The sequence below is a fragment of the Streptomyces albiaxialis genome (genome assembly GCF_039530985.1).
In the GTDB taxonomy this organism is placed as follows: Bacteria; Actinomycetota; Actinomycetes; order Streptomycetales; family Streptomycetaceae; genus Streptomyces; species Streptomyces albiaxialis.
Genome location: NZ_BAAAPE010000009.1, coordinates 43,921 through 58,737, shown reverse-complemented (window position 1 = coordinate 58,737; position 14,817 = coordinate 43,921). Strand labels below are relative to the sequence as shown.

Sequence of the window (14,817 nt, the reverse complement as noted above, 5' to 3'; positions counted from 1 at the left end):
ACGCTAAGCCGCGCGGGCCGTGGCACACTTTCGTCCGTACGCCATCCCCTGTCGAGAACGTGCCAGCTATGTACGGGAAGAGCGAGGACCGGGACGACTACCAGGCCGTGCCACGGCCCGTCGCGGCCATGGCCCGGGACCTGCCCGACGGCCACCACATCCCGCCGCACAGCCACCGCCGCGCCCAGCTCATCTACGGCACGACCGGCGCCATCACCGTCACCACCGGCCACGGCGCGTGGGTCGTCCCCGCCACCCGCGGCGCCTGGATCCCCGCCGGGCTCACCCACGCCATGACCTGCGCGGGCGCCGTCGCCATGCGCACCCTCTACCTCGCGCCCGAGGCCGCCGTGCGGCTGCCCGCGCGCCCCACCGTCGTCTCCGTCTCCCCGCTGCTGCGCGAGCTGATCGACGAGGCGACGCGGCTCCCCGTCGAGTACGACCGCGAGGGCCGCGACGGCACCGTCATGGAGCTGCTCCTGCTCTCCCTCACCCCGCACCCCGTACCGGCGCTGCACCTGCCGAACCCCGGCGACGACGCGGGGCTGGCCGCGCTGTGCGAGGAGATCCGCCGGGATCCGGCCGCGCCCTGGACCGCCGCGTACGCCGCGGCCCGCGCCCATCTGAGCCCGCGCACCCTCCAGCGGCGGTTCACGGCCGCGACCGGCATGCCGCTCGCCCGCTGGGTCCAGCAGGCCCGCCTGCTGCACGCCGCGACGCTGCTCGCCCGGGGCGAGCAGGTCACCGCCGTCGCCGCCCGCGTGGGCTACGCGACCCCGAGTGCCTTCACCGCGATGTTCCACCGCGCGCTGGGCACCACGCCCACCGCCTACTTCGCGGGCTGAGCGCGGCGGGGCTCGTAGGAAGGCTCGTAGGAACCGCCGGGTCCGCCCGGCGCGCCGGGAGCGCCCGGCTCACCTCGTGGCGCCCGCCGACCGGCAGGCCCGGGCCGCCTCCGCCACCGTGTCGTACACGAACCCGTCCCGGTCGGCGCCCTGGCCGCGCAGCGCGGCGCGGACCTTCGGCCCGCCCGTGACGGCGAGCGTGCCGCCCCGCGAGCGGATCTTCGAGGCCAGGCCCGCCAGATCGCGGGCCCCCGAACTGTCGACACGCCCCACGTTCCCGAGGTCGACGACGAAGCGGGACTGGCCCGCGTCCACGAAGCGGAGCACCGGCCGGCACAGCAGGGGCGCGCTGGCGGCGTCGAACTCCCCGGTGGCGTCGATCACCACGACACCCTCGTCGTCCCAGTGGCACTTGAGACTCAACCGCGGTCCTGGCAACGCCCCGCCTTCCCCTGTGTGGACTCCGACGGCGGCACGCCCGTCGTCCCACGGACCGGCCGCCACCTCCGCACCTGCCCGCCCCGGCGCGGTTCATGCCGCCGGATCGCCGTGCGGCCCGTTCGGGCCGGGAACGCCCTGACAGGATGCGGAGACATGAGCGAGTGGGTGGAACGCGTGGACGAGCACGACCGCGTGATCGGCGTGATGGACCGGGCCGAGGCCGTACGCGGACGCTTTCTGCACCGGATCGCGGCGGTGGTCTGCCGCGACCCCGAGGGCCGCGTCCTGATGCACCGCCGCGGCGCGGACACGGAGCGCTATCCCGGCTGCTACGACACCGTGATCGGCGGCGGCGTCGACGTCGGCGAGACGTACGAGGCGGCGGCCGTGCGAGAGCTGGAGGAGGAGATGGGCGTCCGGCTGCCCGCGCCGCCCCGGAGGGTGTTCAAGAAGATCTACGCCGAGGAGCACGGCGGCCCGTACTGGATGGCCGTGCACGACGCGCGGCTGGGCCCCGCCGAGATCGCCTCGATCTCCCCCGACCCGCGCGAGATCGCCTGGTGGGGCTGGATGACGGAGGACGAGATACGCGCGGGTCAGGACCGGCTGGGGCTCATCGGGGGCGACGAGAACGCGCTGTGGACGTTCCTCGCCCACCTCGCCGACGAGGCCGACCTCACCGACGAGCCCCACCTCGCCGACGAGGCCGACCTCACCGACGAGCCCCACCTCGCCGAGGAGGCCGACCTCGCCGCCGGGGACGCCGGGCGCGCTGGCTAGGCTCGCGGCATGGACACAGCCGTACCCGCAGCCGTCCCCGAGCGCCGTCCGGACGGCCGCGTCCCTCTCGCCCCGGAGCGGATCGACCTGGCCGAGGTGCCGTACGCCGAGGCCCTGGAGCGGATGGCGGAGTGGGTGCGGCTGCGCCGCGAGGGGCGGATCGCCGACCGGCTCGTCCTGCTCACGCACCCGCCCGTCATCACGTACGGCGCCCGCACCCCGGCGCACGAGCTGCCCGCGCCCGGGCCCGTGCCGCTCGTCGAGGTGGACCGGGGCGGCCAGGCCACGTACCACGGGCCGGGACAGCTCATCGGCTACCTGATCGCGAACATCCGCGAGCGCGGCCCCGCCGACATCGTCCGCTGGATGGAGAACGGCCTGGTCGACGCCGTCGCGCGGCTCGGCCTCACCGCCGTGCGCCGGGACACCCCGCGCGGCGCGCAGAGCCTCGTCGGCGTGTGGACCCCCGAGCCGGAGCACCGCAAGCTCGCCTCGATCGGCATGCGCATCCGGGGCGGCGTGACGAGCCACGGCTTCGCGCTGAACGTCACCACGGACCTGGCGCCGTTCCGGCAGTTCACGGCGTGCGGGCTGCCGGACACCGCGATGACCTCGCTGGAGGAGATGGCCGCCGCGCTCGGCCGCCCCGCGCCCGAGGACGCGCGCGTCCGCGACGCGGTGGCGGGGGCGCTCGGCGCCGTCTCGTAACGGGAGAATCCTCAGCGGGGCGGGCGGCGGCCCGAGCGCCGGAAGCGGAGCGCGAGGTAGAGCAGCGCGACGACGAAGACGGCGATGCCGATGATCAGCAGGTACAGGAGCCCCTTCAGCACGGCGCCGAGGATGCCCAGCACCATCGCGACGAGCACCAGGAACAGGAAGAGGGCCATGGCGGTGCCTCCTCGGTCTCGGGGTCAGCGGCGGGCGAGCTGGCGTCTGCCGTCGGGGCCCGGTTCGTAGTCGAGGTCGTAGTGCTCGAAGACCGACTTCTCGTCCTCGGCGGGCAGTACGCCGTCCGTGTCGATCGACGGGGCCTTCTTCACCAGCGCCCTGTCGTACGCCACCCTGAGCTGCTCGGGGGCGACGGTCGCGCCCTCCAGCGGCACGAACACCAGCCGGTGCCGGGTCGGCATGCCCACCTGGACGGTCACCATCGACGGTTCGTCCGTCCTGGTGTCCACGTACACCGCCTCCAGCGTGCCGATCTTGTGCCCGCCGGGGTCGACGACGTCGTGCGTGCGCCATTCACGGATGTCCGCTGTCTGGATCACCGCGCATCCCCTTCCCACGGGAGTGAGGTCCGCGTCCCTCAGTCTGCTCCCGCCGACGGGGCCACGCCATCGGGAGGCGTACGGGCGCCGCGCGGGCACACTCGGGAGTGGACACGGGCCCCGGGTGTGACCCGTACGCCAGGGGTGATCCGTACGCCGCGAGGGACGGAGGTGGCCGCAGTGCCGGACGAGGACGACGCGCTCCCCGGGCCGTGGGCCCTGCGCGACTACGCCTTCCTGGGCGACGGCGAGCGCGGCGCCCTCGTCGGACCGCGCGGCGAGGTCGTCTGGATGTGCGTGCCCCGGTGGCACGACGACGCGGTGTTCGCCGCCCTGCTCGGCGGCCCCGGGGCCTACGTCGTACGCCCCGACGACCACCGCCACGTCTGGGGCGGCTTCTACGAGGACGGCACCCTCGTCCACGTCTCCCGCTGGGTGACCGGCGGTGCGACGGGCGGCGCGATCGTCGAGTGCCGGGAGGCGCTGGCCGCGCCCGCCGACGGGGACCGCGCCGTGCTGCTGCGCCGCGTCCGCGCGGTGGAGGGCCGCGCGGCGCTGCGGGTCCGGCTGGACGTACGCCCCGGCTTCGGCCGCGCGCCCGCGCCCCGGCCGCGCCGGGACGGCGGGGTCTGGCACGGGGAGAGCGGCGGCGTGCGGTTCCGCTGGTCGGGGGCGCCGGACGCGGTCGCGGCGCCGGACGGCGGGCTGCGCACGCGCCTCGTCCTGCCGGAGGGCGCGGAGCACGACCTCGTCCTGGAACTGCGCGCCGGGGACGCCCCGTACGACCCCCGGGAGCCGCTGGACGCGGCGGCGCTCTGGCGCGCCACCGAGGAGTGGTGGCGCTCCCGCGTGCCCGGGAGCGCGGGCCTCCCCGACGGTCTCCCGGGCGCCAAGGACGTGCGGCACGCGTACGCCGTGCTGAACGGGCTGACGAGCCGCGCCGGCGGCATGGTCGCCGCGGCCACCACGTCCCTGCCCGAACGCGCCCGCGCCGGGCGGAACTACGACTACCGCTACGTCTGGCTCCGCGACCAGGCCTACGCGGGCCTCGCCGTCGCCGCGCACGGCCCGCACCCCCTGCTCGACTCCGCCGTCCGCTTCGCCACCGACCGGATCCTGGCGGACGGCGACGCGCTGCACCCCGCGTACACCGTCGAGGGCGGCGCCGTGCCCGGCGAACGCCACCTGGGCCTGCCCGGCTATCCGGGCGGCGGCGACCGCACCGGCAACCTGGCCGCCCGGCAGTTCCAGCTCGACACCTTCGGGGAGGTCCTCCAGCTCTTCGCCGCGGCGGCCCGGCACGGGCGGCTCGACGACGACGCGCGGCGCGCCGTCCAGGTGGCCGTCGATGCCGTGCGGCACCGGTGGACGCGGCCCGACGCGGGCCTGTGGGAGGTGGAGGAGCGCTGGTGGACGCACTCCCGGCTCAGCGTGGTCACGGGGCTGCGCGCGGTCGCCCGCGACGTGGCGGGGACCGCCGTGCCCGCGTGGACGGAGCTGGCCGAGGCGATCCTCCGCGAGACCCGCCGCCGCTGTCTGCGGCCCGACGGCGCGTGGGGCCGGGCCGAGGACGATCCGGGCCCGGACGCCGGGCTGCTCGCGCCGCTGGCGCGCGGCGGCCTGCCGCCCGGCGACCCGAGCGTGGGCCCGACCCGGGAGCTGATCGCCCGTGAGCTGTCCGAGGACGGCTTCGTCTACCGGTTCCGGCACGGCCCCCGGCCCCTCGGCGAGGACGAAGGGGCGTTCCTGCTGTGCGGGTTCACGATGGCGATGGCAGCGCGCCGCGAGGGCGACCCGGTCGGCGCGGCCCGCTGGTTCGAGCGCGGGCGCGCGGCGTACGGGACGCCGGGGCTGTTCGCGGAGGAGTACGACGTGGGGCAGCGGCAGTTGCGCGGCAACTTGCCGCAGGCCTTCGTCCACGCCGCGCTCCTGGAGGCGTCGGCGGCGCTCGCGGCGGGGTGAGCGTGCTCGCGGCGGGGTGAGGGCGCTCCGGACCGGCCGGGTTCAGAGGCCGAGGATCACTCCGCGCCAGGCCCACCCGGCGTCGAGGACCGTGTTCCGCAGCGGGTCCCGCATCTCCCGGGAGTCGAAGCGGTGCACCTCGGTCGCCTCCAGGCGCCCGCTCGCGCCCCGCCCGATCGTCCACTCCCGGGAGATCGTCGTGGAGGGCCCGCGGCCGTACTCCCGCGTGCGCGACAGCCGGGGCGTGTCACCGACCCAGGTGACCTTCCACTGCTCGTCGAGCGCGCGCACCTCGTGGCGCTCCGGCACCAGCCGCATCCGGGTCCTGAGGGTCCGGGTGAGCTGCCTGCGGGCGAAGAACGTGTGCCAGGCCGGGTCCTCGATCCGCCACTCGGCGACCAGATCGGCGCCCTCGGCGACGGTGCCCTCGCGCACGAGGTAGGGCACGTCCGGCCCGTTCAGCTCCAGCAGCGCGTCGAGCACGTCGTCGATGGGGCGCGGCTCGGTCCCCGCGGCGGGGCGCATGGTTCCGGTGAGCTTGTCGAAGAGACCCATTGGGCCAACCTAGGGAGCGCGCCGGGGGAAGCGTCAACCGGGGTGGACGGCCGCCCGCCGCCGGAGGAGTCCGCGTACGAGCGCGCGTCCGCCCACCGCCGCTCCGCCCGCGGCCCCGCACGCGGCGACGGCCAGCAGCGCGTGGTGCCGCGAGGCCAGGGGCTGGGCGCCGTGGCGGTGGGCCTCGCCGCCGAACGCGCCGTGCGCCCCGTGGTCCTGGCCGGGCTCCGCGTCCGCGGGGCGCCACAGATTGCCCTCGCGCTGCGCGGGCGAGGGGACGGCGTCGGTCTGCTGCGTGCCGTATCCCGTACGGGCCAGGTAGCGGTCGAGCAGTCCGGGCGCGAACCTGTCGCCCAGCAGCGTCGCCACGGTCGAACCCCCGATCCAGAACTCGCGCCGCCGGGGGTGGTCGGCGGCGAATACCAGGGCGCGCGCCGCCACCTCGGGCGCGTACACCGGCGGCACGGGGCGCGGGACGCGCGGCAGGTGGTTGCGGACCCAGCCGAACTGGGGCGTGTCCAGGCCCGGGAGCTGGACCATCGTCGTTCGTACGCGGCTGCGCTCGTGCAGCAGCTCGCAGCGCAGCGACTCGTGGAAGCCCTGGACGGCGTGCTTGGCCGCGCAGTACGCGGCCTGGAGCGGCACCCCCCGGTAGGCCAGCGCCGAACCGGCCTGCACGACCGTGCCCCGGTCGCGGGGCAGCATCCGCCGCAGCGCGGCCATGGTCCCGTGCACGGTACCGAGGTACGTGACCTCTGCTGTCCTGCGGAACTCCTCGGGCGTCGCCTCGGACACCGGCGAGAAGACCGTGGAGAAGGCCGCGTTGACCCAGACGTCGAGCGGGCCCAGCTCCCGTTCCGCGCGGGCGGCGGCCTCGTCCACGGCCGCCGCGTCGGCGACGTCGACGGGGAGCGGCAGCGCCTCTCCTCCGGCGTCCCGCACCTCCGCCGTGGCCCGCTCCAGCCCCTCCTCGCCGCGCGCCAGCAGCGCGACGGCATCGCCGCGCGCCCCGAAGGCGCGGGCCGCCGCCCGCCCCACCCCGGCGCTCGCGCCCGTCACGACGACCACCCTGCGTCCCCGGTTCCTGATCCTCATCACCGCCGGGTGTCCCCGCCCGCACGCGGCAAACAGGCGGGGCGACGGGGCACCGCCGGGCGCGCGTTCACGGCCGGTACCACCGGCACAGCCGCCGCAGCACGGCCAGCAGCGCGAGCGGCCACACGACGGAGAACGCCCAGACGACCCCCGTGGCGCCGGTGCCGATCCCCACCGCGAGGAGGACCACGGTGACCCCGTTGAGCAGGACGAGCGTCCGGGCGCGCGGCAGATACGTCACCGTCCACGGGGGCCGCATCCGCCGCAGCCGCTGCCTGCGGCGCCACCGTCCCACGCGCCGGCTGAGTCTCCGGTCGCGCCGCAGCGCCTCCTCCACCTCGTCGAGCACGCGCCGTTCGCGGTCGGACAGCTCGCCGGACACCTCGCCACCTCCCGGACTCCCTGTGCCGGCGGCCGGGTGCCCCGCACCCGGGGCACCTAACGGAACCGGTGCCGGGCGGGAGACCCGCGCCCCCGGGCTGCTCGCCGGGAGACGGGGCGCTGCTCGCTCCGGGAGGCGGCGCGCTCCTCGCCGGAGGCGGCGCGCTCCTCGCTAGGAGCCGGACGGACCGGGCGTGCGGCGCAGTTCCGTGAACGCGCGCCCGCCCGACCGCCACTCCCCGGTGACCCGCCAGCCCGCCCGGGCGGCATGGCGCCGGAGGGCCCCGGGGCCCACGCGGGCCCAGGGGAAGGGCGGGCCGTGGGCCGAACGGCCGTCGTGCACCCGTACGGTGAGGCGCTCGTCGGCTTCGGCCGTCTCCGTCTCGGCGAGCAGGACGCCGTCGGGAGCGGCGAGTTCGGCCAGGCGGCGCAGCAGCCCGTACGGGTCGCCGCCGATGCCGATGTTGCCGTCCATCAGCAGCAGCGTGCCCCAGCGCCCCTCGCCCGGCAGCGGGTCGAAGACGGAGCGGCGCAGCGCGCTGCCGCCCCGCTCGACCGTGCCGTCGACGGCCGCCCCGCTGACGTCGATGCCGAGCGTCCGGAGGCCCAGCGCCGCCAGCCCGCCCACCATCCGCCCGGGGCCGCAGCCGACGTCGAGGACCGCGCCCCGGCAGCGCCGCAGCACCGTGGTGTCGGCGGCGTCGGGCGCGGCGTGCCAGCGGTCCGCGTCCAGCGGCAGCAGACGGCCGTCCGCGCAGCGCAGGAAGAGCGTGCCGGGGCGGGGACGCAGGGCGGGGGAGAAGGGGAGATCCGTGTCGATCACGGCAGCACCGTAGGCCGTGACGCCGGGCTCCAGGAGGCCCGAGCGCCTTACGGAACACGAACGCCCTCCGGCCCGCGCCGGACCCTCCGCGCTGAACAGGGGCTCATCGGGAGCTGATCGAGGGCTGATCAGGGGCGTTCGTGTTCCGTAAGGGGCACGTCCGGGTTCCGCAAGCCTCCGGGCGGGGCCGCGCGGCTAGCTTGAGCGCATGACCTCCCCGGCCGGTGGCCGCCGCCCGCTGTCGGCGCGGCTCTCCAGAGCGTTCACCTCCCGACTGCGCACCCCGCGCCTGACGAGCCAGCTCGGGGTGGCGCTGGGCGCCGCCTTCGGGATCTGCTTCGTCACCGGCTACCTCAGCCACGCGATCCAGCACCCGCCCTGGTGGTTCGCCTGGCCCGCGCGCCCCGTCAGCCTCTACCGGGTGACGCAGGGCCTGCACGTCGCGACGGGCCTCGTCGCGGTCCCGCTGCTCGCCGCGAAGCTGTGGGCCGTCGTCCCCCGGCTGGTCAAGTGGCCCTCCGTACGGGACGCGCGCGGGATCGCCGAACGGCTCAGCCTGCTCGTCCTGGTCGCCGCGGCCAGTTTCCAGCTCGTCACCGGCGTCCTCAACATCGCCCGCTGGTACCCGGCCATGGGCTTCTTCTTCACCACCGCGCACTACTGGACGGCGTGGCTCGCCGTCGGCGCCCTCCTCGTCCACGTCGGCGTCAAACTGCCCCTGACCCGCCGCGCCCTGAAGGCCCGCGTACGCCCGGTACGCGGCGAGCAGCGGAGCCTGACCCGGCGCGGCTTCCTCGCCACGGTCGCGGGCGCGGCCGGGGTGGTGACGGTGACGACGGCGGGGCAGACCGTGCGCCCGCTCGCGGACCTCTCCGTCCTCGCCCCGCGCGACCCCCGCGTGGGCCCGCAGGGCCTGCCGGTGAACCGGTCCGCCGTGCGCGCGGGCGTCGTCCGCGCCGCGACCGACCCCGCGTTCCGGCTCGAACTCGTCGGCCCCGCCGGCACCCGGACCCTGTCGCTCGCCGACCTGGCCGCGCTGCCGCAGCACACCGTGGACCTGCCCATCACCTGCGTCGAGGGGTGGAGCGCCGGGGCGCGCTGGAGCGGCGTACGGCTGCGCGACCTGGTCGCGGAGGCGGGAGGCGACGAGGACGCGTCGGTGCGGGTCCACTCCCTCCAGCGGCGCGGCCGTTACGGCAGCTCCACCGTCGCTCCGCCGCACGCGCGCGACCCGCTCACGCTGCTCGCGCTGAGGCTGCACGGCGAGCCGCTGCACCTCGACCACGGCTTCCCCTGCCGTCTGATCGCCCCCAACCGGCCCGGCGTCCTCCAGACCAAATGGGTGCGCCGCCTCGTCGTGGAGCGGTCCGCATGAGCGGCGGCGGCACGGTGTGGGCCCGCCGCCTCCTGGTCGCGGCCGGTACGGCCGCGCTGGGGTACGGGGTGTACGGCGCCGTCGACGCGGGCGAGTTCGCCCTCGCCCCCTACCGGAACTTCCTCGCCACGTCCCTGGTGTGGCCCTTGCTTCTCGCCGTACCGGCGGCGCTCGGCCTGGGCGCGCTCGTCGTCCGCGCGGTCCCGGGCCCGGCCCGGGCGCCGGTCCAGGCGGCCCTGTTCGTGACGGGCGTCGTACTCGTCGTGGCGCTGCCGCTGCTGATCGGCACGGGCCACGACCCGACACTGCCGTCGGCCCTCCCGCGCGCCTACGGGCGGGGCCTTGCCCTGGTGCTGGGCCTTGTGTGGGCCGGAGCGGCGGTCTGGGCGACGGCCCGCGTGCGGGCTGCCAGGGGCTGAGACCGACCTGTGCGGGCCCGGTGTGGTGGGGCTGCCTCCGGGATGCCCCTCACCGTACTCGGCAGGCTGCGGCTCGCGTCGTGGCCGGGCGCGCAGTTCCCCGCGCCCCTGAAGCCGCCCCACGGGGCGCGCTTCGGGGCGTACGGGTGCGCCCCGTCAGGGATCAGGCCCGTACGGAGGGGGACTCGGCGAGGGCGTGGGCGAAGTGGGTGGTGGGTGCGGTCGCGGCGACCGCCCGCGCGTCGGCCGCCGTGTCCACGTCCCGCAGGGTCGGCAACGTTCCCACCGCGAGCCCGGCACGGACAAGCCGGCGGCGCTGCGCCGCGCCGGTTTCGTCCGTGGACATCGGCACGCCGCGCACCAGCGACGGATCCGGCGCCGCGAGGCCCAGGGCCCAGAAGCCGCCGTCGGCGGCCGGGCCCAGGGCCGCGCCGTCCCGGGCGAGGGCCAGCCCACGGGCGAGGAGGCGCGGGGTGACCTGCGGGGTGTCCATGCCGATGAGCAGCGCGGGGCCCGCGACCCGCGAGAAGGCGTCCGCGAGGCGCTCGTCCAGCCCGCCCGCGGCCTGCGGCAGCACCTCCACGCCGCCGGGCAGCCAGGGGCCGGGCGCGCCGTCGAGGACCAGGACCCGGCGGTCGGCCGGGGTCGCGGCGACGGCGGCGAGGGTGTCGGCGAGCGCTGCCCGCGCGAGCCGGGCCGCCTCTTCCGGGCTGAACGGCGGGGTGAGCCGGGTCTTCACCCGCCCCGGCACCGGCTCCTTGGCGATGACGAGCAGCGTGCTCACAGAACCGGCCCCCGTTCCCGCGTCCCCGCGTGCGGCGGCGGTTCGGACAGGACGCCGCGCATGTCCCGCACCGCGTGCCAGGTGCCGCGCCAGGTGCCGGTGACCTTCGATCTGCCCGTACGAGGCCGGTACGGCACGTCGTGCTCCCGTACGCGCCAGCCCGCGTCGGCGGCGCGGACGACCATCTGCAGGGGGTAGCCGCTGCGACGGTCCGTGAGGGCGAGGGCGAGCAGGTCCTCGCGGCGCGCCGCGCGAAGAGGGCCCAGGTCGTGCAGGCGGAGCCCCGTACGGCGGCGCAGCATCCGGGCGAGGGCCCAGTTCCCCGCGCGGGCGTGCGCGGGGAAGGCGCCCCGTGCCTCGGGACGGCGGCGGCCGAGCACGAGGTCCGCCGTGCCGTCCGCGACCTCGGCCACGAACGGCACCAGCAGTCCGGGGTCGAGAGAGGCGTCGCAGTCGCAGAAGCAGACGACGTCGGCCTCGGCGGCGAGCAGCCCGGCGTGGCAGGCCGCACCGAAGCCCCGGCGCGACTCGCTCACGACCTCGGCGCCGAGGCGCCGGGCGAGCGCGGGCGAACCGTCCGTCGAACCGTTGTCGACGACGAGTGCGCGCCAGCCGCGCGGGATCCGGGCCAGCACCCAGGGCAGGGCCCCCGCCTCGTCGAGGCACGGCAGGACGACGTCCACGGAGACGGGGGGAGGGGCTTGCGCGGGTGACGGATTCGCGGGGTTCACGGCACTCACCGTAGGGAGCGGAACGGGCCGCGCGGGGCCGTGAGACCTTACGAAACACGGACATCGCCCCGAGGAACGCCCGAGCGGCCCCCGCCGCCGTGCCCGGGTGCGACGCTGGGGGCATGCACGCTGAGCAGCACGTCCTCGTCGTCGACGACGACCCGACCGTGTCCGAGGTCGTCGCGGGCTACCTCGTCCGCTCCGGTTTCTCCGCCGAACGGGTGCCCGACGGCCCCTCGGCGCTGCGCGCCGCCGAACGGCGCTGGCCCGACCTCGTCGTGCTCGACCTGATGCTGCCCGGCGTCGACGGGCTGCGGGTCTGCCGAGAGCTGCGCTCGCGGGGCCCGGTGCCGGTGGTGATGCTCACGGCGCGCAGCGACGAGGAGGAGCGGATCCTCGGCCTGGAGGTCGGCGCCGACGACTACGTCACCAAGCCGTTCAGCCCCCGCGAACTCGTCCTGCGGGTGCAGGCGGTGCTGCGGCGCGGCGCCCGGGACCCGGCAGTCACCGCACGCGGGGCGGGGCCCCTGCGCGCCGGGAACCTGGAGGCCGACCCCGCGGCCCGCCGCGCGGTGAAGGACGGGTGCGAACTGACGCTGACGCTGCGCGAGTTCGACCTCCTCGTCCACTTCCTGCGCCACCCCGGGCAGGTGTGCGACCGGGAGCGGCTCATGCGGGAGGTGTGGGGCTGGGAGTTCGGCGACCTGTCGACGGTCACCGTCCATGTGCGCCGCCTGCGCGCCAAGATCGAGGACGACCCCGCGCGGCCCCGCCTCATCCAGACGGTATGGGGAGTCGGCTACCGCTTCGACCCCGAACCCACTTCTGACCCCGAACCCACTTCTGGCCCCGACCCCGCATCTGGCCCCGAACCCACTTCTGACCCCGAACCCACTTCTGACCCCGACCCCGCGTCCGGCCCCGGGCCCGTCGGCGGGTCCCGCCCCGAAGGGGCGTGGCGGCGTGCGTGATGTGTTGCTCATTGCTCTGTACGCGTTCCTCGGTGCGGCCGGTGTCGGACTGTTGGGTGCGGCGGCGTTGCGGGTGCTGCGGCGCCGGTCCCTTGCCGCCTCGCTCGCCGTACTGGCCGCCGTCGCGGTCGGGGCGATGCTGGCGGGCACGCTCGCCGTGGCATGGGCGATGTTCCTGTCCTCGCACGACCTGTCCGTGGTCACGACGGTCGTCGCGATGGCCGCCGCCGTCTCGCTCGTCACGGCGCTGCTGCTGGGCCGCCAGATTGTGGCGGGCTGCCGCGATCTGGCCGTCGCCGCCCACGGCTTCGGCGAGGGCGGCACCTTCGCGGCGCCCACCCGCCCCGTGCCCGCCGAACTCGCCGCGCTCAGCCAGGAGCTGGCCGCCACCAGCGAGCGGCTGGCCGCCTCGCGGGAACGCGAGCGCGCGCTGGAGGCGTCGCGGCGCGAGCTGGTCGCGTGGATCTCGCACGACCTGCGCACCCCGCTGGCCGGGCTCAGGGCCATGTCCGAGGCGCTGGAGGACGGCGTGGCCGACGACCCCGACCGCTACCACCGGCAGATCCGGACCGAGATCGAGCGGCTCAACGGAATGGTCGGCGATCTCTTCGAACTCTCCCGTGTCCACGCCGGAACGCTGCCCCTCAGCCGCTCCCGCGTCAGCGTCTACGACCTGGTCGGCGACGCGCTGGCGGGGGCCGCGCCGCTCGCCCGCGAGCACGGCGTCCGCCTCGCCGACGGCCCCCTCGACGCCGCGCCGGTCGAGGTGGACGCGGTGGAGATGACCCGGGTGCTGGCCAACCTCCTCGTCAACGCCATCCGTCACACCCCCGCCGACGGCACCGTGGCCGTCGCCGCCGAACGCCGCGCCGATACGGTCGTCCTGTCCGTCACGGACGCCTGCGGCGGCATCCCCGACGAGGACCTGACGCGGGTCTTCGACACCGGCTGGCGCGGCAGCCGCGCCCGGACGCCGCCCGCGGGCGCGGGGCTCGGCCTGGCGATCGTGCGCGGCATCGTCGAGGCCCACGCGGGCCGCGCGGACGTACGCAACGTCGCCGGAGGCTGCCGTTTCGAGGTCACGCTCCCCTTGTCCACGGCTCGTCCGTAGACGTCCCCGGAGCGGTGGGGCTGCGCCCCGGCTGCCCCTTGCCGCGCGTGGCAGGCTGCGGGTGCGTCGTGGCTGGCCGCGCAGTTCCCCGCGCCCCTGAAGCTGCCCCTTCGGGGCGTCACGGGTGCGCCCCGTCAGGGGCGCGGGGAACTGCGCGAGCGACCACGACGCGGGCCGCGGTCCGCGATGCGACGCGAGGGGCAGGACCGGCACGGCCCCGCTATTCCGTTCGCGCCGCGAACTCCCTCATCCCCTCCTCGAAGGAGACCTCCGCCTTCCAGCCGAGGCGGGAGCGCAGCAGCCCCGAGTCCGCCGTCACATGGCGGACGTCGCCGAGCCTGAACTCGCCGGTCACCACCGGCGCCGGGCCCCCGTGGGCCGTGGCCAGGGCGCGGGCCAGGTCGCCGACGGTGCGGGGCTCGCCGCTCCCCGTGTTGTACGCGGCGAAGCCGCCCCGCTCCCGCTCGTCCAGGGCTCCCAGGACCAGCGCGTTGGCCGCCGCCACGTCCCGTACGTGGACGAAGTCCCGCCGCTGGCCGCCGTCCTCGAACACCCGGGGTGCCTCGCCCCGGGCCAGCGCCGAGCGGAAGAGCGCGGCGACGCCCGCGTACGGGGTGTCGCGGGGCATCCCCGGGCCGTACACGTTGTGGTAGCGCAGCGACACCGCCCGGCCGCCGGTCGCGCGGGCCCAGGCGGCGGCGAGGTGCTCCTGGGCCAGTTTCGTGGTCGCGTAGACGTTGCGGGGGTCGGCGGGGGCGTCCTCGCCGACGAGGCCGGGGACCAGGTCCTGTCCGCAGCGCGGGCACCGGGGCTCGAACCGCCCCGCCGCGAGGTCCCGTTCGGCGCGCGGCCCCGGGCGTACGGTGCCGTGGCGCGGGCAGTCGTACCGTCCCTCGCCGTACACCACCATCGATCCCGCGAGCGCCAGCCGCCGTACGCCCGTCTCGGCCATCGCGGCGAGCAGGACGGCGGTGCCGAGGTCGTTGCAGCCGACGTAGTCGGGCGCGTCGGCGACGCCCTCGCCGAGGCCGACCTTCGCGGCCTGGTGGCACACGGCGTCCACGCCGCGCAGGGCCTTACGGACCCGCTGCTCGTCCCGTACGTCCGCGCGGACGCAGGGCACCCCCTCCGGGAGGGAAGGGGGCCCCGCCGTGTGGGCGCCGGGCCGCAGCGCGTCGAGCACGAGCGGTTCGTGCCCCCAGGAGACGAGTGTGCGGACGATGTGGGAGCCGATGAACCCGGCTCCGCCGGTGACGAGTACGCGCATGCGCCGACG

General features: G+C 76.5%; 18 protein-coding genes. 8 read left to right on the top strand and 10 right to left on the bottom strand.

Annotated features, from left to right (window positions below; all coding sequences use genetic code 11):
- The first annotated feature begins 68 nt into the window (after positions 1-68).
- On the top strand, positions 69-845 hold the full coding sequence (locus ABD343_RS18315; RefSeq protein ID WP_344529447.1) for an AraC family transcriptional regulator: 777 nt from the start codon (positions 69-71) through the stop codon (positions 843-845).
- 69 nt (positions 846-914) lie between these two features.
- Here the strand turns inward: ABD343_RS18315 and ABD343_RS18310 are convergent, their stop codons facing one another.
- A complete protein-coding gene (locus ABD343_RS18310; protein ID WP_344529446.1) occupies positions 915-1,268 on the bottom strand; it encodes an STAS domain-containing protein in 354 nt (117 codons plus the stop codon).
- A gap of 171 nt (positions 1,269-1,439) precedes the next feature.
- Between ABD343_RS18310 and ABD343_RS18305 the strand changes: the two genes are divergently transcribed.
- Positions 1,440-2,066: an NUDIX domain-containing protein gene (locus ABD343_RS18305; RefSeq protein WP_344529444.1), complete on the top strand. Its 627-nt coding sequence runs from the start codon at positions 1,440-1,442 to the stop codon at positions 2,064-2,066.
- A gap of 9 nt (positions 2,067-2,075) precedes the next feature.
- Entirely contained in the window at positions 2,076-2,774 is a 699-nt protein-coding gene (lipB, locus tag ABD343_RS18300) for a lipoyl(octanoyl) transferase LipB (RefSeq protein WP_344529442.1), read from the top strand.
- Positions 2,775-2,785: 11 nt separating this feature from the next.
- On the opposite strand, the gene ABD343_RS18295 is transcribed toward lipB, so the two are convergent.
- Positions 2,786-2,953 carry a hypothetical protein gene (locus ABD343_RS18295; protein ID WP_344529441.1) on the bottom strand — a complete coding sequence of 56 codons (168 nt, stop codon included), beginning with the start codon at positions 2,951-2,953 and terminating at the stop codon, positions 2,786-2,788.
- 24 nt (positions 2,954-2,977) lie between these two features.
- Complete coding sequence (locus tag ABD343_RS18290; RefSeq protein WP_344529439.1) at positions 2,978-3,334, bottom strand: PRC-barrel domain-containing protein; 357 nt, start codon at positions 3,332-3,334, stop codon at positions 2,978-2,980.
- 171 nt (positions 3,335-3,505) lie between these two features.
- On the opposite strand from ABD343_RS18290, the gene ABD343_RS18285 reads away from it, so the two are divergent.
- Positions 3,506-5,296: a glycoside hydrolase family 15 protein gene (locus ABD343_RS18285; protein WP_344529437.1), complete on the top strand. Its 1,791-nt coding sequence runs from the start codon at positions 3,506-3,508 to the stop codon at positions 5,294-5,296.
- A 42-nt stretch (positions 5,297-5,338) separates the two neighbouring features.
- On the opposite strand, the gene ABD343_RS18280 is transcribed toward ABD343_RS18285, so the two are convergent.
- From ABD343_RS18280 to ABD343_RS18265, 4 genes are all read right to left on the bottom strand, one after another.
- Positions 5,339-5,851, bottom strand: coding sequence for a hypothetical protein (locus tag ABD343_RS18280; protein WP_344529436.1), 513 nt, complete (start codon positions 5,849-5,851; stop codon positions 5,339-5,341).
- Between the two features lie 33 nt (positions 5,852-5,884).
- Positions 5,885-6,946 (bottom strand): SDR family oxidoreductase, encoded by a 1,062-nt coding sequence (locus ABD343_RS18275; RefSeq protein WP_344529434.1) that lies wholly within the window; start codon positions 6,944-6,946, stop codon positions 5,885-5,887.
- A gap of 67 nt (positions 6,947-7,013) precedes the next feature.
- Positions 7,014-7,328, bottom strand: a complete 315-nt coding sequence (locus ABD343_RS18270) for a DUF3040 domain-containing protein (RefSeq protein WP_344529433.1) — start codon at positions 7,326-7,328, stop codon at positions 7,014-7,016.
- Positions 7,329-7,499: 171 nt separating this feature from the next.
- Positions 7,500-8,150 carry a methyltransferase domain-containing protein gene (locus ABD343_RS18265; RefSeq protein WP_344529432.1) on the bottom strand — a complete coding sequence of 217 codons (651 nt, stop codon included), beginning with the start codon at positions 8,148-8,150 and terminating at the stop codon, positions 7,500-7,502.
- Positions 8,151-8,358: 208 nt separating this feature from the next.
- On the opposite strand from ABD343_RS18265, the gene ABD343_RS18260 reads away from it, so the two are divergent.
- Positions 8,359-9,525, top strand: a complete 1,167-nt coding sequence (locus ABD343_RS18260; protein ID WP_344529430.1) for a molybdopterin-dependent oxidoreductase — start codon at positions 8,359-8,361, stop codon at positions 9,523-9,525.
- Positions 9,522-9,944, top strand: a complete 423-nt coding sequence (locus tag ABD343_RS18255; RefSeq protein WP_344529428.1) for a hypothetical protein — start codon at positions 9,522-9,524, stop codon at positions 9,942-9,944. Before ABD343_RS18260 ends, ABD343_RS18255 begins: the two co-directional genes overlap by 4 nt.
- A 163-nt stretch (positions 9,945-10,107) precedes the next feature.
- Here the strand turns inward: ABD343_RS18255 and ABD343_RS18250 are convergent, their stop codons facing one another.
- Together ABD343_RS18250 and ABD343_RS18245 are read right to left on the bottom strand one after the other, a co-directional pair.
- The gene (locus ABD343_RS18250) at positions 10,108-10,728 is read right to left on the bottom strand and encodes a TIGR04282 family arsenosugar biosynthesis glycosyltransferase (protein ID WP_344529426.1); all 621 of its coding nucleotides are present in this window, start codon (positions 10,726-10,728) and stop codon (positions 10,108-10,110) included.
- Positions 10,725-11,459 carry a glycosyltransferase family 2 protein gene (locus ABD343_RS18245; protein WP_344529424.1) on the bottom strand — a complete coding sequence of 245 codons (735 nt, stop codon included), beginning with the start codon at positions 11,457-11,459 and terminating at the stop codon, positions 10,725-10,727. The genes ABD343_RS18250 and ABD343_RS18245 overlap by 4 nt, the downstream gene beginning before the upstream one ends.
- Positions 11,460-11,581: 122 nt before the next feature.
- Between ABD343_RS18245 and ABD343_RS18240 the strand changes: the two genes are divergently transcribed.
- Positions 11,582-12,430, top strand: coding sequence for a response regulator (locus ABD343_RS18240; RefSeq protein ID WP_344529422.1), 849 nt, complete (start codon positions 11,582-11,584; stop codon positions 12,428-12,430).
- Positions 12,423-13,541, top strand: coding sequence for a sensor histidine kinase (locus ABD343_RS18235; protein ID WP_344529420.1), 1,119 nt, complete (start codon positions 12,423-12,425; stop codon positions 13,539-13,541). Before ABD343_RS18240 ends, ABD343_RS18235 begins: the two co-directional genes overlap by 8 nt.
- Before the next feature lie 220 nt (positions 13,542-13,761).
- On the opposite strand, the gene ABD343_RS18230 is transcribed toward ABD343_RS18235, so the two are convergent.
- Positions 13,762-14,808: an NAD-dependent epimerase/dehydratase family protein gene (locus ABD343_RS18230; RefSeq protein WP_344529418.1), complete on the bottom strand. Its 1,047-nt coding sequence runs from the start codon at positions 14,806-14,808 to the stop codon at positions 13,762-13,764.
- Positions 14,809-14,817: the final 9 nt, after the last annotated feature.